This window comes from Planococcus faecalis (assembly GCF_002009235.1).
GTDB lineage: Bacteria > Bacillota > Bacilli > Bacillales_A > Planococcaceae > Planococcus > Planococcus kocurii.
On sequence record NZ_CP019401.1, the window covers coordinates 1,747,107 to 1,772,176 of the forward strand.

General features: G+C 40.4%; 21 protein-coding genes and 1 riboswitch. Of the genes, 7 read left to right on the forward strand and 14 right to left on the reverse strand.

Going from position 1 to position 25,070, the window contains the following annotated elements:
• Positions 1 to 326: 326 nt before the first annotated feature.
• The gene (locus AJGP001_RS08710; protein WP_071154303.1) at positions 327 to 1,280 is read right to left on the reverse strand and encodes an MBL fold metallo-hydrolase; all 954 of its coding nucleotides are present in this window, start codon (positions 1,278 to 1,280) and stop codon (positions 327 to 329) included.
• Between the two features lie 216 nt (positions 1,281 to 1,496).
• Here AJGP001_RS08710 and AJGP001_RS08715 point away from each other — a divergent pair, with 216 nt between their 5' ends.
• Complete coding sequence (locus tag AJGP001_RS08715; protein ID WP_071154302.1) at positions 1,497 to 2,351, forward strand: NAD(P)H-hydrate dehydratase; 855 nt, start codon at positions 1,497 to 1,499, stop codon at positions 2,349 to 2,351.
• A gap of 12 nt (positions 2,352 to 2,363) precedes the next feature.
• Here AJGP001_RS08715 and AJGP001_RS08720 read toward each other — a convergent pair whose 3' ends face one another.
• The 3 genes from AJGP001_RS08720 to AJGP001_RS08730 all read right to left on the reverse strand — a co-directional run bounded on the left by AJGP001_RS08720 (position 2,364) and on the right by AJGP001_RS08730 (position 5,769).
• Entirely contained in the window at positions 2,364 to 2,828 is a 465-nt protein-coding gene (locus AJGP001_RS08720; RefSeq protein WP_078080415.1) for a low molecular weight protein-tyrosine-phosphatase, read from the reverse strand.
• Positions 2,829 to 3,565: 737 nt separating this feature from the next.
• Positions 3,566 to 4,996 (reverse strand): carbon starvation CstA family protein, encoded by a 1,431-nt coding sequence (locus AJGP001_RS08725; RefSeq protein WP_078080416.1) that lies wholly within the window; start codon positions 4,994 to 4,996, stop codon positions 3,566 to 3,568.
• Positions 4,997 to 5,307: 311 nt separating this feature from the next.
• Complete coding sequence (locus tag AJGP001_RS08730) at positions 5,308 to 5,769, reverse strand: putative immunity protein (RefSeq protein WP_058385350.1); 462 nt, start codon at positions 5,767 to 5,769, stop codon at positions 5,308 to 5,310.
• A 225-nt stretch (positions 5,770 to 5,994) separates the two neighbouring features.
• Between AJGP001_RS08730 and AJGP001_RS08735 the strand changes: the two genes are divergently transcribed.
• The 3 genes from AJGP001_RS08735 to AJGP001_RS08745 all read left to right on the forward strand — a co-directional run bounded on the left by AJGP001_RS08735 (position 5,995) and on the right by AJGP001_RS08745 (position 9,801).
• The gene (locus AJGP001_RS08735) at positions 5,995 to 6,996 is read left to right on the forward strand and encodes a potassium channel family protein (protein ID WP_245830147.1); all 1,002 of its coding nucleotides are present in this window, start codon (positions 5,995 to 5,997) and stop codon (positions 6,994 to 6,996) included.
• A gap of 292 nt (positions 6,997 to 7,288) precedes the next feature.
• Positions 7,289 to 8,959 carry a DUF2207 domain-containing protein gene (locus AJGP001_RS08740; RefSeq protein WP_071154696.1) on the forward strand — a complete coding sequence of 557 codons (1,671 nt, stop codon included), beginning with the start codon at positions 7,289 to 7,291 and terminating at the stop codon, positions 8,957 to 8,959.
• A gap of 107 nt (positions 8,960 to 9,066) precedes the next feature.
• A complete protein-coding gene (locus AJGP001_RS08745; protein ID WP_058385347.1) occupies positions 9,067 to 9,801 on the forward strand; it encodes a YqcI/YcgG family protein in 735 nt (244 codons plus the stop codon).
• Positions 9,802 to 9,928: 127 nt separating this feature from the next.
• On the opposite strand, the gene AJGP001_RS08750 is transcribed toward AJGP001_RS08745, so the two are convergent.
• A complete protein-coding gene (locus AJGP001_RS08750; RefSeq protein WP_245830149.1) occupies positions 9,929 to 10,945 on the reverse strand; it encodes a LacI family DNA-binding transcriptional regulator in 1,017 nt (338 codons plus the stop codon).
• A 160-nt stretch (positions 10,946 to 11,105) separates the two neighbouring features.
• On the opposite strand from AJGP001_RS08750, the gene AJGP001_RS08755 reads away from it, so the two are divergent.
• Complete coding sequence (locus AJGP001_RS08755) at positions 11,106 to 11,864, forward strand: arylamine N-acetyltransferase family protein (RefSeq protein WP_245830150.1); 759 nt, start codon at positions 11,106 to 11,108, stop codon at positions 11,862 to 11,864.
• 58 nt (positions 11,865 to 11,922) lie between these two features.
• Here AJGP001_RS08755 and AJGP001_RS08760 read toward each other — a convergent pair whose 3' ends face one another.
• From AJGP001_RS08760 to AJGP001_RS08785, 6 genes are all read right to left on the reverse strand, one after another.
• Positions 11,923 to 12,867, reverse strand: a complete 945-nt coding sequence (locus tag AJGP001_RS08760) for an ABC transporter substrate-binding protein (RefSeq protein ID WP_071154695.1) — start codon at positions 12,865 to 12,867, stop codon at positions 11,923 to 11,925.
• The gene (locus AJGP001_RS08765) at positions 12,864 to 13,412 is read right to left on the reverse strand and encodes a hypothetical protein (RefSeq protein ID WP_071154694.1); all 549 of its coding nucleotides are present in this window, start codon (positions 13,410 to 13,412) and stop codon (positions 12,864 to 12,866) included. The genes AJGP001_RS08760 and AJGP001_RS08765 overlap by 4 nt, the downstream gene beginning before the upstream one ends.
• A 163-nt stretch (positions 13,413 to 13,575) precedes the next feature.
• A riboswitch (cobalamin riboswitch) is annotated at positions 13,576 to 13,769 on the reverse strand.
• A gap of 55 nt (positions 13,770 to 13,824) precedes the next feature.
• Positions 13,825 to 14,778, reverse strand: a complete 954-nt coding sequence (locus AJGP001_RS08770) for an HNH endonuclease (RefSeq protein ID WP_078080418.1) — start codon at positions 14,776 to 14,778, stop codon at positions 13,825 to 13,827.
• Between the two features lie 187 nt (positions 14,779 to 14,965).
• A complete protein-coding gene (locus AJGP001_RS08775) occupies positions 14,966 to 16,081 on the reverse strand; it encodes a GGDEF domain-containing protein (RefSeq protein WP_078080419.1) in 1,116 nt (371 codons plus the stop codon).
• A 203-nt stretch (positions 16,082 to 16,284) separates the two neighbouring features.
• Positions 16,285 to 16,773, reverse strand: a complete 489-nt coding sequence (locus tag AJGP001_RS08780; RefSeq protein ID WP_078080420.1) for a GNAT family N-acetyltransferase — start codon at positions 16,771 to 16,773, stop codon at positions 16,285 to 16,287.
• 31 nt (positions 16,774 to 16,804) lie between these two features.
• Positions 16,805 to 18,055, reverse strand: a complete 1,251-nt coding sequence (locus AJGP001_RS08785; protein WP_078080421.1) for an MDR family MFS transporter — start codon at positions 18,053 to 18,055, stop codon at positions 16,805 to 16,807.
• Positions 18,056 to 18,152: 97 nt separating this feature from the next.
• On the opposite strand from AJGP001_RS08785, the gene AJGP001_RS08790 reads away from it, so the two are divergent.
• A complete protein-coding gene (locus AJGP001_RS08790) occupies positions 18,153 to 19,811 on the forward strand; it encodes an ABC transporter substrate-binding protein (protein ID WP_078080422.1) in 1,659 nt (552 codons plus the stop codon).
• A 722-nt stretch (positions 19,812 to 20,533) separates the two neighbouring features.
• On the opposite strand, the gene AJGP001_RS08800 is transcribed toward AJGP001_RS08790, so the two are convergent.
• A complete protein-coding gene (locus AJGP001_RS08800) occupies positions 20,534 to 21,595 on the reverse strand; it encodes a DmpA family aminopeptidase (RefSeq protein WP_078080423.1) in 1,062 nt (353 codons plus the stop codon).
• 252 nt (positions 21,596 to 21,847) lie between these two features.
• On the opposite strand from AJGP001_RS08800, the gene AJGP001_RS08805 reads away from it, so the two are divergent.
• Entirely contained in the window at positions 21,848 to 22,399 is a 552-nt protein-coding gene (locus AJGP001_RS08805) for a TVP38/TMEM64 family protein (RefSeq protein ID WP_143039548.1), read from the forward strand.
• A 16-nt stretch (positions 22,400 to 22,415) separates the two neighbouring features.
• Here AJGP001_RS08805 and guaC read toward each other — a convergent pair whose 3' ends face one another.
• Together guaC and AJGP001_RS08815 are read right to left on the reverse strand one after the other, a co-directional pair.
• The gene (gene guaC / locus AJGP001_RS08810; protein ID WP_078080424.1) at positions 22,416 to 23,399 is read right to left on the reverse strand and encodes a GMP reductase; all 984 of its coding nucleotides are present in this window, start codon (positions 23,397 to 23,399) and stop codon (positions 22,416 to 22,418) included.
• Positions 23,400 to 23,678: 279 nt separating this feature from the next.
• Positions 23,679 to 25,037 (reverse strand): copper amine oxidase, encoded by a 1,359-nt coding sequence (locus AJGP001_RS08815; protein ID WP_071154297.1) that lies wholly within the window; start codon positions 25,035 to 25,037, stop codon positions 23,679 to 23,681.
• Positions 25,038 to 25,070 lie beyond the last annotated feature (33 nt).

Consider the following 25,070-nt stretch of genomic DNA (forward strand, 5'->3'; position numbering starts at 1 on the left):
CTCCACCTCTCACTTGTCTCTTTCGTTTAGTTGTCTGCATCTAGAGGTCAGACTAGCAAATTCGAAAGCTGTATGGATTTTATTTACCCCTAAGAGCAGTCAACTTAAACAGTCGACTCACAAATTTAGTAGAGATTAGCAAATCACCTCAATTCAATCACATTATTCACTTCAATTCAATAACAAATGAATAATTATTTTTATTCATTTGTTATCGAAATAATTTCAATTGAATCATTTCGATGCATTCCTCCACTTTGTTTCGATTAGAATAATATTCAAATGAATGAATATATGATGAATAGCTAGTTAAATGCCATTTAATTTTAGGTGTGCTTTGGTTGTTTCGATAACGCATCTAAAATGCCCATGGCGCTCACTTGCATATCCAGTCGAATGTATGGATATACCCGGTGATTGTCTGGCACACCTTGCGTCCGTAAATAATATTGAATCCGCTCATAAAGTCGGTCAGCCAATTGCTCAACGCCGATCTCATTAGCAAAAGCACGCTGACCTTCTGACACGAATACTGTTAGCCATTCTGCTACCTGGCGAAGCGCCTTTTCTGGTTGATCCGTTTTTCCAAAATGACCATAATAGATGGCATCAAGCTTTGACATGGACATCCGTTCAACGGCATGTTGCATCGCTTGTGGATTGAATTGATTGGGCGATGTAGAAGGCAAATACAAGTCGATGCCTTCACTGACTAATTGTTCATAGCGAATTCCAACTGTATCTCCGGCAAACATGCCATTACTGACAGGATCGTAAATACTAAAATGGTGGTTGGCGTGTCCTGGGGTATCCCAAAATTCTAGTGTGCACGTAGGTCCAATGACTAGTTGATCGCCTTCAGTTTTAACAAGTAAGCGATCTGCTGGAATAGCAACGATTGGGTCAAACAATTGATCGAACTGCTCTCCGTAAACCTTTCGTGCTCCCGCTATCAGTCGGCTAGGCTCAATCAGGTGCCTAGCGCCTTTAGGATGAACAACTACTTGAGCGTTTGGACACCCTTGTAACAACAGTCCCGCTCCCCCTGAATGATCCAAATGGACATGGGTAACGATTATGTATTTGACGTCTTCAAGAGTAAATCCTAAAGCCGCTAGTCCTTTTTTGACGTGTTTGACAGAAGGGCTTGATCCTGTATCGACTACAGTCAACTCTTTCTCTCCAATCACATAAGTGCCGGTTCTTCTAGTGAGTCCTAAGTCAAATCCGTCAATTAAGTGCAAACGTTCACTAAAGCGAATGGGTTGTGAGTTTATCAATTTATCCATCTCCTTTGTTTTATCAACTACCTATCAATCCGGTGTTTAGCTTTCCATTGAAAGAATATTCTATCATTTATAATGGGAGCTTTGGCTTTTTCTGCTTCACTTTTTTTGAGCATGGAGAAAAAGAATGATGAGTTTTGCTATTGATAAAAAGAATGCGTACAGTTAACTAAACGAACTGTACACATTCTGAAAATGGGAGGAATAAAAATGACCTCATCCGTCATCTTGCAATCATGGACAACCGAACAAGTCGCCGCATCACTCCCTAAAAGACAGCCATCGAGTCATAAAGGAAGCTACGGTACAGCGCTATTAGTTGCTGGTACAAAAGAAATGCCAGGCGCTGCGCTACTCGCGGCACTTGGTACGACGAGGAGCGGTGTCGGTAAACTAGTCATTGCGACAGAAGCTGAAGTGGTGGCAATGATCGTCTCTCAATTGCCAGAAGCCACTTACGTACAAAATGGGTTACAGCAGATTGCAGAAAAAAAGACACCCATCGATTCATACCGCGCGATCGCAATTGGACCCGGCACAAATCCAGATGCGTTAACGGAAAACGCCGTTAGTACACTACTCGACAGCCACGTACCGGTTATATTGGACGCAGGTGCACTGAGCAAGCGAACTTACGTGAAACGTCACTCACCCGTAATCTTAACACCCCATCCTGCTGAATTTTCTCACATTACTGGCGTGGACGTAAATGAATTGCAAAAAAACCGCGCTTTCTATGCGGTGATTTGGGCGAAAAAAATGGGTGTGACAATTGTTTTAAAAGGACAAAATACTATTACTGCCTTTCCTGATGGTGAGGTTTGGTCAAACTCAACCGGCAATAGCGCGCTGGCAAAAGGTGGAACCGGCGACACACTGACCGGTATGCTGCTCGGCATGTTGTGCTGCCACGCTGACTGGAAGCACGCAGTATTAAACGCCGTTTATCTTCACGGAGCCTGCGCAGACGAGTGGGTTAAAACGCGCTCGCCTCATACCTTACTTGCCCATGAGTTGACCGTGCTGTTGCCGGAACTGTGGTTTCAGTTAGAAAAGTCCGAATGAATAAAAACCCAACTATACATTATGTTCTCTTTTAATCTTTCCAATTAATGCTGCACTGCCATTGCTTACGAGTTCATAGGTTTCTTCGAAATCGCCAGTGAAATAAGGATCGGGTACGTCTTTCGCTTGATCGGTTAAATCTAAAAAACGACAGATTTTCGGATGAGTGGTCTGACCGAGTATCAAACGGATATCCATGATATTGTGTTGATCCATTCCAAGAATGTAATCGAATGCAGCAAAATCATCCGGCTGCAACTGACGCCCTTTTAAACCTGTTGCCGAAATGCTGTGGTCTTTTAAAATTTTCAAAGTTCCCGGATGCGGATCTTGGCCAATATGCCAATTCCCCGTTCCAGCAGAATCCACTTCTACATAACTGGACATTCCCGCCCTTTTTAATTGCTCACGTAAAACAGCTTCTGCCATCGGTGACCGGCAAATATTTCCGAGACAAACAAGTAACACACGAATCATGGAATCACTCCTCTTTTAATTAGGATACTTAAGCATTATAACTTGATTCACTAATCAACCGCTCCTATGAGTGAGTTCAGGACAATTCGTTGACTTAATAAGTTTAGCGGAAATGCTGTGCGGAATAGGCTTATTTAATTGGCATGGCTAGCGCCTTCATGGTGCAGCAAGCATGATACGGCTGAAGTCCTCTGCCCATTTTCATTCGGCTAAACGGCATTCGTACAAAATCCCTTTAGAACGACAAACATTGAAAACATACTAAATGGAAGACACCATTCGAATTGACCAGCAAACAATAAAACAGCTTGCTCCATCGGTAAATGGAGCAAGCTGTTTTAGCCAGTGATCAGATTTTGAAATGTCTTTTAGCGGTTGGTTTATTGTGTATTTTTTTACCCTTATACATAACCCGCAGCACGTATAGAATGCCGACGATATTCAATGAAAACAGCATAACCTGATGAAGAGCCAAACTGTTATGCAGCATTGTTTCTCCGTAACGGATGCAATTCATTGTCAGAATCAGTACCGGCAACCATAACCAGTTATTAGAAATTGACGCTTCCTCCCTTTTGCGAGCGACCGACTTTATCTACGAAAGCTTCTAATCAACTCAACATCTTATTTTAGCAAATTTTTAGGATAAATAAAGAATTTTTTATTTTCTTTATTTGATGATGGTATTTCCCAACTAATTGTCATAGAAAAAGCAGGCTGTCGCAGCCTGCTTTTTGTCATTCTACTGTAACGACTGTTTGGACATCTTGCTGTCGATTTTTTCTGGCTTTGCCGTAAAATAGCACAATCACTACCGCAGTCAGCACTAACCCAACGATGTATGAAAGATCAAGATCGAGATTAAAGCCGATTTTTTGATTGAGTATATAGACAAAAACCATATAGGTGATAAAGATAGCAGGCGCAAGCGACACCAAGTAGTTTTTACCTTGGATATAGAGATACATCGTTGCGATCCATAAAGCGATTCCCGCAGTTGCTTGGTTGGCCCAAGAGAAATAGCGCCACAGAAGATTAAAGTCAATTTGAGTCAAAGCCGCTGAAATAATAAAAAGTGGAATAGCGATAATCAATCGCTTTACTAGCTGGGTCTGATCCATCTTGATGTAATCTGCAATAATAGAACGAGCTGCACGGAATGCTGTGTCTCCTGAAGTAATGGGTAAAACAATCGCACCGAGAACTGCTATGGTACCACCCACTGCACCGAGCAAAGTCATGGATACTTCATTAACAACGGCAGATGGCGTTCCTGAATTGATCAGACCACTCAAAGATTGTCCATCAAAAATGCTCATAGCCGCAGCTGCCCAAATCATCGCGATGATGGCTTCTGCAATCATCATGCCATAAAATATATAACGGCCTTGCGATTCTTTTTCAACCGTCCGAGAGATAATCGGTGACTGCGTTGCATGAAACCCAGATAACGCGCCACAAGTAATGGTGAAAAACAAAATCGGAAAAATTGGCAAATTGCCTGGGTGCATGTTCGTGAAGTTGAGTTCCGGTATTTTGTAATCAGAGAATAACAGCGCAATGCCCACGCCCAGTGTCCCTATTAATAATACAGCACCGAAATAAGGATAAAATCGTCCAATAATTTTATCGATTGGCAAGATCGTTGATAAGAAATAATAAATAAAGATGACACCAATGATAATACCCGCTGCGATTTTACCATCCACCAAAATCGAAAGCAACGATGCGGGCGTCGTAACAAATACTGTTCCGACTAACAATAGCAGCAGCAACGCAAAGACGTTGACGATGTGCTTTGACGCTGCCCCAAGAAATTTTCCTGCAAGTTCTGGGATATGTGCACCTTTATTGCGTATGGAAATCATGCCGGTCAAATAATCATGAACCGCTCCAGCAAAAATCGAACCGATGACTATCCACAAAAATGCGACGGGTCCGTACAAGGCACCCATGATTGGACCGAAAATTGGACCGGTTCCAGCTATATTTAACAATTGAATCAGTGCATTTTTGTGTTTATTCATTGGGACAAAGTCGACACCATCTGCATTCGCATAAGCTGGTGTTTTCCTTGCTTCAACCGGATCAAATAGTTTTTCGATAAATTTACCATATGTAAAATAGGCTACCACTAAAATGACGATAGAAATTAAAAAAGTATACATTTGACACCCCTATCCTGTAGTGAAAACGCTTTCTTGCTATAACAAAAAAATAGCTTGATTTACTTTAACTTATGTAAAATTTCCAATGCGATTCTTTGTTTTCAATCTCTTCAGATTTCTAACAAGCAAAAAACCATTAGCTATTAGCAATATATTTTATATTAGTATTTTAATTTGGACGAGTCAATCTTTTTTTGTTCAATGGCAACAACTTACTCGGTCAAATCTTTTTACCAAATTAATGCTTGCTAGCAAAAAACAGGTCTTTTTGTTTTGAGAACGCTCTAGCCCCTTGTCTATCTGTAAAAAACCTAATCGCGATACTGTTCTAATTCATTTAATTGCCACTGTCTTTCTTCGGTAATCTTATTCATGTCAGCTTTTGAATCAAGCCCGACTGCTTTAATGGCGTAATCTGAACAAACTACTGCATGTCCCCGCATATGCCCCACACTAACAGCATGTCCAATTGCCCGAGCTGCCGCTTTTGCCGTTTCACTTTCACATCGTCTTGCTAGTTCATGTACGTTGAATCCCGCTTGTCTAACTTCCTGAACAGAAGCTTCGCCTCGTTGCCACAGTTCCCCAACTTGAATCCCATTTTGTAACTGGTCACTATGCGGAAACTCTTTTTCAACGTAACAGAGCACGCGTTTTGCCACACTCAATGCCCACGTTGCCAAATGAACGTGAGTTACCCGTTTTGTCGCTCTTGCTATCTCACTCCGCAACACCGTATTATCTACGATTTTGATTTTTGATTTATCTGTCATGGCTATCTCCTCCTTACCGCAGTAAACTGCAGTAGTTATAAACTTTTTTAAGATTTTCGTTATAAGGGTATGATAATTAAATAAACGACTTACCGTAGTAATTAACAGGATCCACAAAGTGGCCGTTTAAATCAGGTTCTTCGTTTACTCATCCTGATCCAAGTAACAAAGCTGTTGCTGTAGTTTAACGTCATTATTTTATGTTACACCTTCTAAAAGAAAGGAGTGATTATTCTGAATTTACTTTATTTACTTGTTGGCATGGCATTTATTATCCTGTGCATCGTCGATTTTATTTGGACGACTTTGTGGATTGATGGTGGTGCGGGACCCGTTACGAACCGCTTGTCTTCACTTATTTGGAGAATGGCTAGAATGATTGGAGGAAATCATTCCAAATCACTTAGCTTAGCAGGTCCGTTCGTATTGAGTGCAACGTTGTTGATGTGGATTTCTTTATTGTGGATTGGCTGGACTTTGATTTTTGCGGGACTTGGGCAAGCGATTGCCCCTTCTCATGGAACTGATGCTATCTCCTGGGTCGACCGCTTTTACTTTGCCGGTTATTTAATCTTTACACTCGGCAACGGCGATTTCAGCCCAAAAGAAGGAAGTGCGCAAATTGTTTCCGTTCTTGCAACAGGTACAGGTATGCTGTTCATCACTTTTGGTGTTACGTATCTAATCTCCATTTTAAGCGCGGTTACGATGAAACGTTCTTTCGCTTCGAGCATTCATGGTCTTGGAGAAACTGCTGAAGAGCTAGTTAGTAGCGCTTGGAACGGCCATGACTTTCATAACCTTGATCTTTTACTAGCTAGCTACTCAGAGCAACTCAGTTCACTTGCTGCCCAACACGCAGCTTATCCTGTTTTACATTACTATCATGCCGTGAGTCATAAGACCGCTATGCCATCAGCAATTGCGATTTTAGATGAAGCAGTGAGTTTAATCAAATTCGCTGTTCCCGTTAGCTATCATCCGAATCAGCTATTGTTGAAAGAAATGCGCTCTAGTATCGATCAGTATTTAGACACACTGAACAAGTCATTTTATAAGCCGTCCAAACAGATTCCACCTATTCCTAATTTCAACATTTTTCAGGAAGCAGAAATTCCAATGATGCCAGAAACAGATTACCTTAACGCATTTGCAACGTTAGAAAATCGCCGCCGAAAATTATTAGGAGGACTCGAAGCAGATGGACGTTCATGGTCTTCAAGTTAACCGTCTCAAACGGATCTCATTTGTCTGCGATCCCTTTAACTTGCAACAAAACGCGGATGAGTGTTATTTGTGATTTTGCTAAGTTGCTTGCTATAATTAGAATGTTAAATGAAAATTCAGTTAGTTGAAAAGAGGTTAACACACGATCCACTCCAATGAAGCTTTTTCCATACTTCTTTTATTTGAAAGTTTAGACCTGTTTTAACCGGCAGAGATACCATCCGATTAGAAACAATCGACTTTCTGAAACTTATTACCGAGCATTTCGTAACGAACGAAAGGAGTGAGGTAAATGCACAAGAAAAACCAATTTATCGTTTTATGGACCCTGCTCGTTTTCACGTTGTTTCCTCTTCAAGCATTTGCTGTGGACTATTCCATTTCTAAAGTCACCATCGATGCGCAAGTAACTAGCAACGGAACGGTTGCTGTCACGGAAAATCATACGTACAAATTTCAAGATGATTTTAATGGCATTATACGGGAAATCGTTCCAAAAAAAGGAACGTCGATTCATGAGTTTACCGCTTCTGAACAGGGGAAAGAATTAAAAGTCGAACAGGATGAAGAACTATACAACATCTTCCGTTCAGGTGAAAATGAAACCATTACCATCGAATTGCGTTACGAAATTCAAGGAGCTGTCGATACATACGCGGACGGCGCTGAATTTTATTGGCCATTTTTTGATGACCGCAACGACAGTGACTATGAACAAATGACAATAACCATTACACCGCCTGCTGATTCAGAAAAAACAGCTTTTATCGGTTACGATGGTGCTTACCAAACCGGCAGTTTACAAAGTGATGGTGGGGTTCAGTTTGACATGGGCAAGGTATTAGCAGGCTCTAACGGAGACGTCCGCGTCATTTTTGACAAACATCTATTCCCGAGTCTACCTCAGAAAGACGGCTTGGTCCTCGCTGACTTAGCCGCTGACAAAGAGCAAATGGCAAACGACGCTGCAGCTTTGTTAGCTAAACAACAGGTAGGAAAATCTATTGGCAACTGGCTGATTCCAGCTGCCGGAGCAGCGTTACTGGCTTTCTTCGCTTGGGCTTTTAGTCATGCGCGCAAAACCAAGCAGCAAGCAAAACCAGACACGCCTCACTTTTTCGTACCAAAGCAAAAAATGAGCATTCCAGCGACTCTCTATTTTACTAAGTCTTCCATTTTAACACCTGCTGTAACAGCAGCAGCCTTAATGGAACTGGTACGTAAACAAAAGATTGAACAGCTATCAGAAGAAAAATTCCGACTGATCGACCGCAATACTGAATTTATTCACGAGGCTACGTTAATCGAACTGCTTTTTGATAAAGTAGGTGATGGTGAAATTTTTGAAACAAAAGAGTTGGAAAGCTACACAAAACAAGAGCTGAATCATGCTTCTTACACCGACTCTATCACTCTTTGGCAGCAAGGCATTCAAGAAGAGGTCAAACAGTATGAGCTTTACGACAAACACCCCTTGTTGCGTGGGATCGTTGGAACTAGCGGACTGGTATTTGGTGTAGCTTCCATCTTTTTCGGGTTCTTAGAATTGTTTCCAATGATGGTTGTTTCTATAATCATTGCTATTGGCTTTATTGGATTTTGTTTTTACTCTCCGATTACTTATAAAGGCCATGTGATTCGAGAAGAATGGAAACAGCTACGGACTGCGATGAAAAATCTAGAGCCAACAGCTTGGAATCATTTAACGCAAGACGAAAAGATGCGTGCTTTTAGCTACCTACTTGGGGCAGACGAAAAATCCACCCACCTTACAACACTAAGCTTCACCACTGCCTATAGCGATTCGGCATTTGCAGATTTCGGATTGTTTTATAATCCTGTTTTGTTGACTGGACTGTTTGTTGCTGCCTATTCCAGCACCAGCACTTCTGCTAGTGCTTCAGGAGCGATATCTGCAGGCGGGGGTGTTAGCGGTGGCGGTGGTGGATCTGGTGCATTTTAATCGCTTGACCAAGAGGCTGAGAAAATCTCAGCCTTTTTTTGTTTTGCCCGCTGTTTCTTAGGGAACAACAAGTAAAACGCAATTTTATACAACAGGAGGAACTTCTCATGATTACGACAAACTCTGCTTTATTAACGAAAGAAGATTTTACAACACGCACAGACTTGCCTCAATGGCTATTAGCCGAATACACTACTTTTCACAAAACTGTAACGGATAAAACTTTTCCATGCTACTTCGGCATGAACGGCGAGATGAAAGGAGAATTACGCTATGCGTATATCACACAAGAAGACTGGCGCAATTTACCTGCAGCTGTTGATGCATTCTTAACGTTATTTGATGACCCAAAGCATAAACGCCACGGGCTATTTGTCTTTGTTGAGCCTTTCAAGAAAGAAGCTTCACTTGAAACTTATCGGCAACAGTTTTGGGACATTTTGCAGTACTTACATGATGAAGATGACACAGAATGGCCGAAAGAAGCCCCGCGCGATCCAGACCATTATTTATGGGATTTTACTTTTAAAGGGGAACCCATCTTTATTTTTGGCAATACACCCGCTTATAAACAGCGCAAAACTCGTGACCTCGGCAATGCGATGGTTTTAGGATTCCAGCCCCGCCGTATTTTTAAAGGATTAACAGGAACTGAAAAAGGCGGCATAATGTCACGTGATAAAGTTCGACAACGTGTAGAAGCATGGGATCATTTGCCAACTCATCCCGACATTAGCCACTTTGGTGACCCACAACATAACGAATGGAAGCAATTTTTCATCGGTGACGACAGCGAACCTATCCAAGGGAAATGTCCATTTACTCACAAAGAAATGAAATGATCAGTAGATTTACCATTAATGAAAATTTTTTGTAAATAAATCTGAAAGACCAAAAAGAGCCGTGCCGGTATGTTTGCCGGCACGGCTTTTTAAATTGACTAGATGAATTTCCAGCCACTATGGCTTGTTAACGTAGAGCAGTCGTTTTCCGTTCATAAAACTGCACATCTCTAGTCACATTAAACGCTTCGTCTTGATTGTAAAGAAGCATATCAAATAGTCTTTTTACCGCTTCTTGACCTAAATTTTCCAGGCTATCGGACGTTCCGACAGAAGTTAAGTTCAGAGATGAATGTTGGCCAATCTCTGAATTGCCAATTCCAACGATGCTGATGTCTTGTGGAATTTGATAGCCTTCCTGTTGATAAAAATCCAGTAATTGGATGGCAATTTCATCAGTAGCAGCAACAATAGCTGTCGGCTTTTTCTTTAATGCTTGTAAATTCTTAAAAGCTTTAAATAACGAGTTTTTATCTGTCTCCGTAACCACTAACCGCTTTTTACGAACTTTGATTTTCTGTTCTTGAATAGCTTGAATAAATCCTAGAAGACGATTATTATAAGAGGGATTATTCAATGTACCTCCTACCCAAGCAATTTCTTGATGGTTCATTTCTATTAAATGATGGGCAGCTAAATACCCAGCTTCAGTGTCATTCAAGCCAATTGAATGATGACTACCTGAATAATTAGAGTTCAGCAAAATCACCGGTGTGTTCGATTCACTTATTTTATCATACTCTTCTTTATTCAGTAACACAGAAATCAAAACGATGCCTTGTGCTTTGCTAGACAATACCGCATCGAATACATCCGATTCATTTTCTTTTGCAATAAAATGACTAATTACTTCATAGCCTTGCTGCTTTGCATAATTTATAATAGCCGGGGTGGCTTCAGTAAAGATTGGATCATCTAATGATCCAACTACCAAATGAATTATTTTCACTTGGTTCGCATTCGCAGTAAATGGAACAGTCTCCTCTACTCCACCCAATGAATAATTTAGCTCATTCACTGCAGCCATTACTTTATCGTACGTGTCTTTCCTTACTTGATCTGGTTTATTCAGTACGCGTGAAACAGTCGTTTGTGATACACCTGCATGTTTTGCTACATCAGTCGTTGATACCAAATCTATCACCCTACCTTCTTTTTTCATCTAATTGAATTCACTATTCAACTGATTTTTCACCTAAATTTATTTACCCATTCATTGTATCACGTCTGCAAAAATAACTACACTTAAAAATGAATAGCATCTACAAAAAAAACATTTACAGTAATAGGAGGAATGATTAGTCATGATGAATAAAGAAAAATACCTAGCTCGTTTTAACGCTTCTGCGATTCAAGAATATTATTTGCAAGATTTGACTGAATTGCAATCTTTGCATATGCAAAATATCCCATTCGAAAATTTAGACGTTATGCGACATGTTCCAATTTACTTAAACTTAGAGAAAATTTATGAAAAAATTGTTAATCAGCGGCGAGGTGGGTATTGTTACGAATTAAATGGGTTGTTTCACTGGCTTCTCAGTCAGTTAGGATATCAAGCAAAACTAATATCGGCAACCGTTCAAAGACCAAATGGCACTTGGGCCAAAACTGATACGCATGCGGCGATTCTCGTGGAGTTTGATACGCTTTACTTAGTAGATGCCGGTTTTGGAGACTCGACGATGAGTCCAATTCCGCTTGGTGGTGAACGCCATACTGATCACAGTGGTACTTACCGCATCGAAAAAGTGGATGACGTTTATTATGATCTGATTCGTGAAAATGAAGAGAACGAAAAAGTGCTTTATAGATTTTCAACAGATGAAAAGCAGCTGGTTGACTTTCATGAAGGATGTGTCTTTAATCAAGTATCTAAAGACTCTTCTTTTACACACAATGACTTAGTCACTCGGGCAACTCAAAACGGACGAATTACTTTGTCAGATCATCAGTTAACACGCTCAGAAAATGGACGAAAAACAAAAATCGAGCTGTCTCCAGCCGATAAGAGGAACGTATTAAAAGAGGAGTTCGGAATAGATCCAGCTAGCTTGGAATAACGCTATGATTTCCTGCATAAAAAAACTCCTCGCTTTTAAGGCGAGGAGTTTTTGTGTTTTAGTTAAATAAATCTGGGTAAATTGTTTTAGCTACTAATTCCACAGCGTCACCAATGCGCGGTCCAGGGCGTGATGTGATATCAGAATCCAAGAAAAAGACTTGATCGTTTTGAATCGCTTCGATATCGCTCCAGCCTTCACGTGCTTTGATCTCCCCGATTGGATCTTCCGTATAAGAAACCGTTGTTGTGATAATTTCTGGATTTCGTGTAATGACTTCTTCTTCTGAAATTTTTGGCCACCCTTCGAGGTCACCAAAGATATTTTCGACATTGGCATGGTTCAGTATTTCTTGTTGGAACGTTTTTTGACCTGCTGTATAAATTTCGGGCGAAGGACTGATTTCAAAAAACACTTGTTTTTTCGCTTCTACCCCTTCTATTTTTTCTTGTACTTCTTCAATTTGCTGCTGAATTGAGCTATTTAACGTATCCCCTTTGTCTTCAAGACCCATGACGGTCGAAATTTGTTCGATGTCGCCATACACATCTTCAAAAGATTGCGCTGATTCAATAACAAATACTTGGATACCTGCAGCTTCTAACTCTTCATAACCGGTTGGCGCACCTGTAGAATAACCGATGACGACATCTGGATCCATTTCAATGATGCGTTCTGCGTTAAAAACGACTGAATCTGAAATACGTTCAACTTCAGCTGCTTCTGCTGGATAATTATCATAATCAGTCGCGCCAATCACTTTTTCTCCTGCGCCAATGCCATACAAAATTTCAGTATTACTTGGAATAAGTGAGACAACTGTTTTAGGTACTTTTTCAAACGTCAACTCGTTGTCTAAATCATCTGTAACGGTATAGTTTGCTTGTTCCTCTCCTTTATTCGTTGGTTCTGCATCTGTTTTTTCTGTTGTTTCTGATTGACAAGCACCTAGAGTTAAAACAACTGCTCCGATAGCTACGTATTTGAACGAGGAAATTTTCATTGTTGATTGGTCACTTCTTTCTTTTTAGGTCTAGTTGGATAGGACTTGCTGACGAACGGGATTTCTTCCACTCCGTGATGCTGATTAACATAAACAGCCATCGTAAAAAGCACGTTGGCTAACAAATTGGCATAATCAAAGAGAATGTTCGGTATTTCTCTTTCTAAACTCACTTTGTGCAAGGCTCTTACTGATTTTTTCGCTTCACTGCGACAAACATGCAGGACGCATGCAGCGTGTGTTCCTTGCGGCAAAACAAAATTACCGATTTTATCCTTTGTGAAGTTTACATAATAATCATACATGTTACTTAGCTCAATCAAGTCTTCCTCATGAACGGCTATTTTACCGCGAACTGAGCCGTTCAAATGATAAGCCATAGGTTGTAAAATCTGCAGATCTCGTTGTATAGCTTCTATATCTTGTGTCAATGACAGGGCTTCTCCGATTCGGGTAGTTAACGAATCAGTCCTAATTTCAAAATCCACAGTAACTGCAGATTCCTGCATAAATGGATAACAAAGATAACGCATGTCTTTTTTCATCATTCCACCTCACTTCCGTTTGGTGAAGATCATGGCATTGAACGCTCTCTAAACAGCAAAAAGCCGCCCTCAAAAGAGGACGGCGGCATAGCTATTTAGAGACATACTTCAGCAGTCAAAATAGAAACGTTGCCGTATGATTCCCTTATCTTCCGAAGAGTAAAAATACGTTCAAAAAAAGGTAGGTCTCCTGGCTTGTGCATCGCTTTACTTTAAGAACCTTCCCGTTTAGTTGGTAACACTAAACAGTGGCATTTTCTTATTTCATACGCACTTACAGTTGCGGAAACAGCCCCGGAATCTAACCGGGTTCCCTGTTATGCTGACGAATCAGCACCTTTTTTCTGCATGATTATTCACTTGTTTCTAGTTTAGCATATGTCGTACGACAAAAGACATACTTATCGAACGATTATTGTTGATTGACCAGCAGTTTCACTTTAGGCAGTTCGGCAAAAACGATTCGTTTATGCCATCTTAAATAAAGAGCATGCTCTGGCGAAACGGGTATTTTTATCCCTCTTTTTAATTGGTAGGTGGGATAATGTTCTTCTGGAATTTGACTCGAAATACGGAGACTTCCGCCTCCGGTAAATGCGATGAATCCCGCTGAATACAAAGCAGCATGATTGGCACAAAGTAAGATGCCATTAAAAGCATCTAGCCGCTCTTCAGCTGAGCTGTCTTTCCAAGGCTTGGCATGCGTCGCTTTCAACACAGTGTCAATACCAATTCCACAAAGTGGACATTCTCCGTTCCAAAGCGGCAATAAACTTTCTCTGAATTGTTCTTTACCTCTACGCATTTTCGTTTTGATTTGTAGTTCTGCTTCTGCAATCAAGCTGATTAATGGATCATGCTCTGTTTTTTTAATCACTTCCATTGACAACTCCAATTGTTCGACTTCCAAGGTGAAAATATTTAAGGCGCTAATTAGTTCTAAAAATTTCATCGCCAGTTCTTCATTGCACGGATACAAATAACCTGAATTGCCACTAGCATCTTCTTGAAATGCCGCGTATTTTACGGGCAGTAAAGGCTCTATGTCGCTAAAAAACGCCTTAATGGATAACGGATTGTCCAATTCGCGATAAACAGCCCGTGCGATAAATACCTCTTCAGTGCTGTCCTGCTGCTCGTCTGTACTTTTAGGTTTGGTTCCATGTTTACAATCTTCTCGTACATGACTAATAGCTACTAAAAATCCTTTTACATAATGAAAAACGATATCGCCTTTTTTTAACTCCTGCATTCGTTTCCAAGAGTGTGGAATCATCCCCGATTTATCAACCCTCGGTGACCAAAGAACCTCTGCGTTGCGTTCTTCTTGATAGGTCTCTCCTTGCATAACAATAAAACTATTCATGAATATCCTCCTAATAATAACATTGCTGAAATTCAATGACTCCTATGTAATATATCAAGTTAGATAAAGAAAAACCTTTCCTTTTATTTTAACTTAAATCCAAAGCTTTTGTTGGGATTAAGAAAAGCATAAGCGCCGCAACAAAAAAAGCCACTATACGCAGTGACTGTTTCATCATTTTTTCCGATTAAGATTTTACCAATTCACGTGTGTTTATTTCAGAATGAGCTGTCACACAATTTCTTCCATTATGCTTTGATTCATACATGGCACTATCGGCTTCACCAATCAATTCATCTAAGCTTTTGTCTCCTGTACTCATGCTGACACCCATTGACACTGTTAGTTTTCCTGCTGGTTGCAACTCTTCTCCGACAAACGGATAAAGCTCTATTTGTTTTCTAACAATTTCAGCAAGCATCAAAGCTTCACGTTGGTCTTGAGGGTTCGTAATGCAAAAAATAAATTCTTCTCCTCCATAACGAGCTACATGATCTTTGCTACGCGTATTGTCTTTCATTAATTGGCCAAGCGAACGAAGTACGGCATCTCCCTTTTGATGCCCATGTGTATCATTGTAAATTTTGAAATAATCCACATCCATCATAACAATGGCGAGTGGAATTTGTTGCACAATCAACGGCGCTAGTGTCTTTTTGAAAAAACGGATATTGGGCAACTGCGTCATCGGATCTTGATTTGAGTAATATTCCAGTTCTGTTCGCAGCAATAGTTGACGACTTTCTCCATTGGTGATTAAACCCATCGCCAATACCGCAACTCCAGCAAAAAACAACATGGCAATAATAATAGAAATAGTTGCTGGTGTAAATAAAAACATCCAGACTGATTTCAACATTTCGAAAATCAAAAAACCAGCCATCATTTTTTTGAGATTCAATAAATTGAAAAACTTATTTGATGATTTTTGATTGTGAAACAAGCTGCCAATAACGACTGGCAGTACAATCGTTTGCAAAATACCCAATACAACCGTCGGACCTTCGAAAGAGTACCGGAAGTATGCCGGGAATATAGCAGATAGCAGTCCAACTTTCCAACCAGCAATGTATGAAATAAAATAAAGTGGAACTTCACGCAAATCCAGTCTCATGCCCATATAAAAATACGGATTATACATGACGGAAAAGGTTAAAAAACTTATGAAGACAACACTTAATAGATATAAGAACTTTGATTCAGTCAAGTTTGGGAATAATAATTCTTTTGCTTTTAACGCCAAATACAATAAGGCGATAATTAATGCCATGTTTTCAAGAAAGAAAAAAAGCAATGCTGCCATCTATACATCTCCTATTCATAAGATATTCTATAATAGTCTACAGTTAATAAGTCTAAAAATATAGATTAAATACAATATTGTACAAAATTCTAGTTGATTTGTGCTTTTCCTTTTCATATCCATGTATTTTTTATAAAGACAAAAAACACTTTAGCAATCTCAGTTCAAGACTGCCTAAAGTGCATGTATTGACTAAAAAAATTCTAGAGTAATTTCGACATAAACCATTCATTCATGTAGTTACCACCAATACCAATCGACTCTCTTTTGAGTCCCTCTACTACAAAACCTCTTTTTTTATACAACGCAATGGCAGCGTGATTGTGTTCTAATACGGTCAATTCAATGCGGCGAATTTCTTTGTCTTTTGCCCACTCTTCCATGGCCACGAACAATTGACACCCTATACCTTTTCCCCGCTCTCGCCGCGAAACGCCTATTGCGATGTGAATCGAGTGTTGCTTACGTTGGATTTCTTCTCCTATCGCAAACAAATATCCCATTAATTGTTGACCTTCCTCTGCAACGAACACAATTGACTCTTGCCCCATTGAAAAAAGGCGTTGTTGTAATTGCTCAGGAGTCGTCTTTCGTTCACCAGGATCAAATAGCATCAACCCGGATTGTTCAACTTGTTTCATTAGGCTAGCCAATTGTTCGGCATCCTTTGGAACTGCTTTTCTAATCAACACAGCCATTCTCCTACCTTTTTAAACGAAATTTTCAGATGATTTCGGGTCTATTCGCCAGTTTTCTTTTGGGCTTTCTGACAAATAATCCTGTATATACAAGAAGCGTACCAATCATAAGCAACACGCCCATATAGACAGACATCATCGTTGGAATTAAAAAAGCACCAATAATAATGGTCGAGCGCGCTAAAAGATCTGCCCCACTAAATGAAATGTTAGAAAACGCCGAATACGATCCCCGTTTGTCTTCTGGTATCATATTGGCCATTTCCGCATTTCGGACAGGTGAATAAACCAACTCCCCAATCGTGCCAATAAAATTAAACAAAATCAATAAATACCAGCTATTCGCTGATGTAATCGTGACATAGCCAATACTGTAAAGCAATAATCCTGTCAATAAAACATGCTTTTTAGAAAAGCGATCCGTGAATCGATTGACAACAAAAGTAAAACAGACAACTAGCAACATATTTTGGATATTTAGCAAACTAAGCATTCGTACACCTGCGACATCAAAGTCTGCAATCGTGAATGTCTGAAAGCTTTCCGCTAACCGGACACCAATATAGCTATTCAATGAAAATTCCGCTGAAAATATAAACATCGATCCAATGACTACTTTAACAAATGGACGGTCCTGAAAAGCCACTCGATAGTTTTGCAGTAAGTCAATCAGAACATTGTGATGCTGTTTTTTCAAGCTCACAACACGCTCATCTTTCAACCAAATGTGATAGGCAATTGGCAAGCTTGCAGATGTCACTGTCAACAACATAAATAGTTCAATTTGATGATTAAGATACAACAAGCCACCAAGTGCAGCGCCAATAGCCATCGACAAATTGACCATCCAGTAATCGATGGCATAAATAGCTTTGCGATTTTCTGGAGTCGTTGAATCAATGATGATGGCATGCATCGCGGGGCGTCCTAAACTACTCGCAATTATGAAGAACACATAGGCTAATGCAAACAAGCCAATCCATCTATCCGTAGGTAGCAAGCTTACTGCCATTAGCAAGAACATACAGGCACTCAAGAAAGATGTCATGACCAGTACTTTTTTTCTAGGAAAGCGGTCTGAAATGTATCCACCGATCATATTCACAAAAAAACCGATGAATACGGTGATAATCAAAAAAGACCCCGCCCAAACTTTGCTCATTTCCTGTGCAAAGAAAAGAGCCATGAATGGCATCACAGCTGAAGCCACAGCTCGATTAAAAAAAGAAGTAATTAAACGCACTTTAATATTCTGTGGATAGTCTTTCCATTTCATCTTGTCAGCCTCCTTTGTCTTATGTATATTAAACTAGACGGAAAATACTAAAAATAGACAATTTTTATAGTTATGTCCACTTTTAACAGGAGGCATTATGGAAAAAATTCTTTTAGCGTTATGGCGAACTGTCCCATCTGGCAATATTAAACAAACTCAATTAGCAAACAAACTCGGTTTAAGCACAAAACAAACGGCACGTCTTCTCCGCAAATGGTCTGATGAGGGTTGGTTTACGTTTATTTCAGGCCAAGGTAGAGGGAACGCCTCGCATCTTCAGTGGCACCAACATGTAGAAGAAGTATATGAACAACAACTTCTACAACTGATAGAAGAAAAATCAATCGAAACTGTCAGCAAATATCTTTTATTTGATTGGTCACCCGAAGTCAAACAGCGTATCTTGCATCAAATTCGTGCTAATTTCGGTTATGTTCAAAATAGTATGGGCAACACGGACAAACTGATTATCCCAAGACAATATCCGTTACTAACACTTCACCCTCTCGAAGCTGCAGATATTCAAAGTGCCAATATGGTAGCCACTATATACAACAGACTAGTATTTGTTGATGCTAGTGGTGTCGTATATCCTGAACTAGCTCATAGTTGGGATTTAACAGCTACCGACCTTCGGCTATACCTAAGAAAAGAAGTCCGCTTTCATGACGGTTCGTATTTGTCTGCAAATGATGTAATCGACTGTTTAAACCGGTTGCGCACAGATTCTTCCTATGTGGATTTGTGGCAACCCATTACAGAGATTGTAGCGATTAGTCCCTATATTATTGATATTTCTTTTCCAAGCGGCTGCAGCTATTGTTTACAGATGCTCGGCATGATTAATGCCAGTATTTACAAAGAAAATGCACAGCAACTTACCGGTTCTGGAAGTTTTTTTATCGTAGAAAATCATGAACTTAAAACGACATTGCAAGCATTTGGAGATTATTTTCAAGAACGACCTTTGATCGATATCGTAGAGTTTATTCAGGTTTCTGAGGATTATGATTTTACGTATCGGTCTACTGTGCAATATTTGGAGGGAAAAACCTTTCAAGTAGAAAGCGATTCGGGATTTGGAGTGGTAATTTTAAATGCACTTAGAAATTCCCCCATTAACCAACAAGAAGTGCGTGATTATGTTCATTATGCTATTGCTAAACACCGCCATAAAATTGAACTGTTTCATACACGGGCACTAGCTAATCAGACGAGTTGTTTAATTGGTCAGCAACAACAAATTGTTTCCTTCAGCTGTCCAGTACGGCCCCAAATCGATCAGCCTTTAATCATAAAAGCGGCAAACTACACAAGCGGTGCTACATTGTGGCTGAAAGAGGCTCTAGAAAGTGAAGGAATTGCAGTCGAAATTCAGTGGATGTCTTTTCAAGATAAATTATTGGATACAACAGAAGACCAAACAGCGGACCTTTTCGTTCACGGAGAAGTATTTGAACTAGATCAAAACTTTTCCTTTTTTTACTTTTTATCAAACGGCTCATCCCCAATAGCAACGATTATGAAATCTCAACCACAGTTCGCTAATTATCTGCAGCAATATGCTCAGACACCTTTTGAAGAGTGGACGGCATTAAATTTAAAAATCGAACAACAATTGATGGCATCGTCTATTATGATTCCTCTTTACTACGAAAAGCGACAAATTCCTTTCGCAATGGATTTAATGAACATCACGCTCAGTCATTTCGGATACATCAATTTTTCCAAGTTATGGGTACGTCCAACTAGTTAGGGATAACTAAAAAAATGAGACATAACGTCACTCTACGTTATGTCTCATCTTTTTGGTTTAACTGACTTTTGATATCGATTTAAAGGGAATTGAGGTGGGTGGTCAAAATGACATAAAGACTCAAGCTCAACATAGTGAACAGTACGAGATTGAATTTTAAATCTCCTTTTTTACCAATCAACGCTGTTACAACTCCTAGCCCACTTAGTAAATTTGGGAAATGAAGGTGAAGGTTCAGCAGAAAATCGAGCGGTCCCTCGAACCAATGAATCGCTTAATGTCAGTGGCAACAAAGTCAGGAGACAGAGACTTGCTGAAATGCACGTGAAACATTTCTCATTCGTAAGCACCCTCTTTTACTGTTATCGGCCTCAACGCTTCAAAGACAGCTATAAAAATTAGTAGTTTGTTCACTAGCAAGACTTCTAGACTACTAAAATTTATTTTCCAATGCATTTAAAGATCTCTTTTGTCCTTGTTAGACTATAGCCGATGGTACAATATGCAAAAAAAAATATACTATTTTATTATTTTTATTGCACATTAATTTTATGTAATGATTTTTTCAAACTAGTTTCCACCTTTTTTCTATAAGTGTTAATCTGTATTTCTGTATACCCGCACACAATTTCAAGCAGAAAATCGCGGTGGGTTTACCAGAAGTTTTTGTCATGCGTATTCACAAAATTCTTTTGCATTAAAAAAAGAACCTGTTAAAGGCTCTAGAGTGTTAAATTGAATTTTTCAAGCAACTCTTTTAACGCTGGTCTTTCATTGCCATTACGGCCAATAACAGCTTCTGCCGTAATCAATGAATTTAATACAGCTTCTTCTGTCGCTTCTCCGACGGCTCTAAAAGCTTCGTCCATATCCTCTTCGTGAATCGTATCAATTGTTAGATACTGTTGCGTTTTCGCATGAGGAATTTTGTTAGCTGTTGAGAACCCGAGTACGATTTCGCCACTCCCATTGGTAATAATCGAACCTGTACGTGAAAGTCCAGTCACTGACCTCTTTAAAATACGATTTAACTGGCGTTCAGACAACGGAAGATCTGTAGCAACAATAATCATGACAGAGCCTTTGTCTTCCTCTTTATGCGAGTGCAGCATTTTTTCTTTCAAAGCTTTGCCAATCGGATTGCTGCTGACAGTCAAATCGCTTAGCATACCAAAATTGGATAACACCAAAACTCCCATCGTGTAGTCTCTATGCTCTAGTTTGACAATACGAGATGCTGAACCAATTCCACCTTTTAGCGAATAGCATAGCATGCCTCTGCCTGCTCCGACGGCGCCTTCTTCAAACTCGACAGCACAATTTTCGAGTGCCTGACGTACATGTTGCTCTTGAACAAAGCGCCCCCGTACGTCATTTAAGAACATATCGTTGCATTCACCGACTACCGGATTAACAGTACCCGTCGTACTGCCGATATCAGGATTTTTCTCCAACATGTAATCAATGACGGCATTGGCCGCTGTGCCGACATTTAAGGTGTTTGTCAGGACAATTGGCGTCTCTAGCGTCCCTAGTTCGGCTAGTTGAATAGTGCCCATTGTTTTTCCAAAACCATTGATGACATGGCTAGAAGCAATGAGTTTATTATGAAATAAGTCTCCTGCATGCGGCAAAATCGCCGTCACCCCGGTTTGCATATTGCCGTTACTCAATGTGACGTGACCTACTGTAACGCCTGTTACATCTGTTATAGCGTTTAGCTTTCCAGTTTTTATATATCCGATCTCTACACCGTAATCTCTAATTCGTTTTTGATTGTGCAAAAGCTCACTCCTTATCATTTATCTTCTAATTATGTTCGAATCCGGCTGATAGTCTCTTTCACTATCATACAACTAGCACACGTTTTACTGAAGGACTTTTAAACTTATCGCCCCCTTTTTAACAGTACGATACAGTCTCTTCTCCCTATTCTTTGCCCATGATGGTAAAATATATGAATGATTCGTTCTCTTTGTTCGTAAGGGATTTGTAAAACATGTTAAAGATTGAATGCTAAAAAGGAGTCATCGCTTATGGAAATTTTACTTACTTTAGTTAAAACCGTCATTTTACTTATCGCCAATATAGTCGTTGGTGCTGTTGGATTTATTCCTAGCGCCCTCATGACCGCCATCAATATTCAGTCGCTAGGACTCTATGGTGGCGCTACTTTAACATTTGCTGGTGAAATATTCGGAGCCTTGTTTGGATTTTATCTTTACCGCTTTGGCTTTTCCAAAGCAGACCCTAAATGGCTCATCCATCCGTTCTGGCAAAAGTTTCAGCGACAAACAACAAAACAAGTTTTCAGTTTGGTGATTTTCCTCCGTCTGCTGCCATTTATGCCTTCAGGTTTTGTGACAGCGGGTGCCGCATTAACAACGATTAATGGGAAAAAGTTTTGGGTCGCCAGCACCATTGGTAAAATTCCAGCTGTAATTATGGAGTTGGCCGTAGTTTACGGTTTGATACAAGTCGTCCCTAAAAGTGTTCAATACCTCTTGTTTGGGGCACTATTAACGGTTTCTGTCATCATCTGGCTACTAACAACTAAGCAGAAAAAAGCCCATCAATCAACTAATTGATGGGCTTTTCAATAAATCAATACACTTTATCTCCATTGAAAATGGAATTTTTAACGATAACATAATCAACATTGCGAATTGCTAATAGTTTGTCTCCACCCGCATAAGAAATCGCCGATTGAAGATCTTGTTCCATTTCTACTAACGTTTCTTTTAATGGACCTTTATATTCTACAAACATCTTCTTACCTTCAACGTTTTTCTTTTCGCCTTTTTGGAATTCTGAGGCTGAACCGAAATACTCTTTTAATAGTTTTCCGTCCTGGTTGATCGTTTGACCAGGCGACTCTTCGTGTCCAGCAAAAAGTGAACCAATCATCACCATTGACGCCCCAAAGCGCACTGATTTTGCAATATCACCATGTGTACGAATACCCCCATCTGCGATAATGGGTTTACTTGCTGCTTTGGCACACCAACGAAGTGCCGCCAACTGCCAGCCTCCTGTACCGAAACCTGTTTTAATCTTCGTAATGCAAACTTTTCCTGGCCCGATGCCCACTTTTGTCGCGTCTGCCCCTGCGTGTTCAAGTTCGCGAACAGCTTCTGGTGTGCCCACATTTCCAGCAATTAAAAAACTGTTTGGCAGTAGTTTTTTAACATGCTGAATCATGTCGATAACTGCGTTTGAGTGACCATGTGCCACATCAATTGTAATATATTCAGGTATTATTTTTTCATCAGCTACTAATTGAATGAAATCATATTCTTCTGGTTTAATCCCTACACTGATCGATGCAAAAAGTCCACGCTGTTGCATGTCTTTTATAAATGCTAAGCGCTTTTCTGGCTCGAATCGGTGCATGATATAGAAGTAATTATTTTCCGCTAAATATCCCGCAATTTTTTCATCTACGATTGTCTGCATATTGGCAGGTACAACCGGTAATTTAAAAGTTCGTCCACCAAATTCAATTGATGTATCACATTCTGAACGGCTGTTCACTACTGCTTTTGCAGGAACTAATTGAATATCTTCGTAATCAAATACATTTTCCATAAATTACACCCCTATACACGAATGATATATCTATATAACTTAATAATTGTTCGCCCATATGATAATGTACTTTATTTTCGAAGAGATGTCAAAGACGATAGAAAGCAAAAATTTAATTATTTACTTTTCGTCTTCTACTTCAGAATTTGCCGCAAAATTATTCTTTAGTTTTTACAATGCCTCGCTGCTTTTTCTTATCCCGACCTACTCAAAATAAATCCCTAAGTCATGTACATGACTTAGGGATTTATTTATTAGTTATTCAAACACGCATTGCTATTACTGTTTACGTGTACGAACTGCGACTACGGTCGTCAATGCCGCTAACATTAATCCGACCAGTACCCACATGAATGGGAATGATCCGGTATCAGACATACCACCCATGCCTGTTTTTGGCATTTCGGCTGGCATTTCAGTCGCGCCGAATTGGTCTGGGAATTGATCGACAATCGCTGCTGACAAGCCCGCTGCTGGCATTTGCATGTGTGCATACGCCTCGCGAATCGAGCTGTACGCTGCGTCATAATCGCCCGCTACATACGAATCAAATGCCGCCAGTAGTTGCCCAACATGAGCAGTTAAACCTTCTTCCAGTGCTGCTGCAGGAACACGACCTTCTGTTGCTGCGTCTAAGAAGGCTGCTTGGTCTACGATGTACTGATCAAGCTCGGCACGCGCTTGTTCTTGCCCTTCTTTGTTGCCTTCACCGGTTGCTGTTACGTAATCCACAAAGTAACCAATGTGTGACTTCCATGTTTCTTCAAATTGTGCACCGGCTTCGTCGCCGTAAACCGATCCTACGGCTGCTGACAAGTCATCTGCATTCGCAAGAAGTGCCCCTGCTGCTTGGTCAAAACTTTCGGCGCCGTCCGCGCCGTCTTGCATCGCCATGACCGCAAGTCCTGCGTGTTCAGTGAATGTTGTGTTGAGTGTGGCACGCAAATCAATGGCCGGTGTATCGGCACTGGTGTTGTCAAATTTGTCCGGGAATTGCGTCGTGATCGCTACAGACAAGCTTTCGGCGAACATGCTCATGTGTTGAATCGATTCGCGCTCAAGTGAGTAAGCTTTTTCAAAATCGCCGGCCACATACGCGTCAAACGCCATGATCAACTGATCGACGTGCATGTCCAATCCTTCTTGAACCGCCGCTGCTGGCAAGAGTCCGCCTGTGGCGGTATCAAAGAATTTCGATTGTTCGACTTTGTAGGTTTCCAGTTCCGCTAACGCCTGATCTTTGCCTTCTTGGTTGTCTTCAGCGGTTGCTGTCACGTAATCGACGAAATAGCCGATGTGCGACTTCCATACTTCGTCAAACTGTGCGGCGCCTTCTTCCCCGTAAACTGAACCAACGGCTGCAGACAAGTCGTCAGCGTTTGCCAGTAAGGCTCCTGCTGCTTGATCAAAATCTTCTGCCCCGTCGACGCCTTTACGCATCGCTTCAACTGCTAGAAATGCGTGCTCTGTTAAGGTCGTATCCAGTGCGATGCGCAGTTCCGCCGCAGGTGTTGTCGTGCTTACTTCTGTTGCAGTTTCGCTTGTTGAATGACCGCCGTGGCTGTCGGCAAGTGCTGCTGTTGGTACAAGCAACGCTAGGCTAAGTGGTAGGGCTAACAGTAATTTGTTTAATTTCATACTAAAATCGCTCCCTTTTTCTTGTTTTTTTTT

Bases quoted from the DNA above. Each gene is read 5' to 3' on its own strand.
- AJGP001_RS08715 (WP_071154302.1), top strand. From the start codon at position 1,497: ATGACCTCATCCGTCATCTTGCAATCATGGACAACCGAACAAGTCGCC.
- AJGP001_RS08720 (WP_078080415.1), bottom strand. From the start codon at position 2,828: ATGATTCGTGTGTTACTTGTTTGTCTCGGAAATATTTGCCGGTCACCG.
- AJGP001_RS08725 (WP_078080416.1), bottom strand. From the start codon at position 4,996: ATGTATACTTTTTTAATTTCTATCGTCATTTTAGTGGTAGCCTATTTT.
- AJGP001_RS08730 (WP_058385350.1), bottom strand. From the start codon at position 5,769: ATGACAGATAAATCAAAAATCAAAATCGTAGATAATACGGTGTTGCGG.
- AJGP001_RS08740 (WP_071154696.1), top strand. From the start codon at position 7,289: ATGCACAAGAAAAACCAATTTATCGTTTTATGGACCCTGCTCGTTTTC.
- AJGP001_RS08745 (WP_058385347.1), top strand. From the start codon at position 9,067: ATGATTACGACAAACTCTGCTTTATTAACGAAAGAAGATTTTACAACA.
- AJGP001_RS08755 (WP_245830150.1), top strand. From the start codon at position 11,106: ATGATGAATAAAGAAAAATACCTAGCTCGTTTTAACGCTTCTGCGATT.
- AJGP001_RS08760 (WP_071154695.1), bottom strand. From the start codon at position 12,867: ATGAAAATTTCCTCGTTCAAATACGTAGCTATCGGAGCAGTTGTTTTA.
- AJGP001_RS08765 (WP_071154694.1), bottom strand. From the start codon at position 13,412: ATGAAAAAAGACATGCGTTATCTTTGTTATCCATTTATGCAGGAATCT.
- AJGP001_RS08770 (WP_078080418.1), bottom strand. From the start codon at position 14,778: ATGAATAGTTTTATTGTTATGCAAGGAGAGACCTATCAAGAAGAACGC.
- AJGP001_RS08775 (WP_078080419.1), bottom strand. From the start codon at position 16,081: ATGGCAGCATTGCTTTTTTTCTTTCTTGAAAACATGGCATTAATTATC.
- AJGP001_RS08785 (WP_078080421.1), bottom strand. From the start codon at position 18,055: ATGAAATGGAAAGACTATCCACAGAATATTAAAGTGCGTTTAATTACT.
- AJGP001_RS08790 (WP_078080422.1), top strand. From the start codon at position 18,153: ATGGAAAAAATTCTTTTAGCGTTATGGCGAACTGTCCCATCTGGCAAT.
- AJGP001_RS08805 (WP_143039548.1), top strand. From the start codon at position 21,848: ATGGAAATTTTACTTACTTTAGTTAAAACCGTCATTTTACTTATCGCC.
- guaC (WP_078080424.1), bottom strand. From the start codon at position 23,399: ATGGAAAATGTATTTGATTACGAAGATATTCAATTAGTTCCTGCAAAA.
- AJGP001_RS08815 (WP_071154297.1), bottom strand. From the start codon at position 25,037: ATGAAATTAAACAAATTACTGTTAGCCCTACCACTTAGCCTAGCGTTG.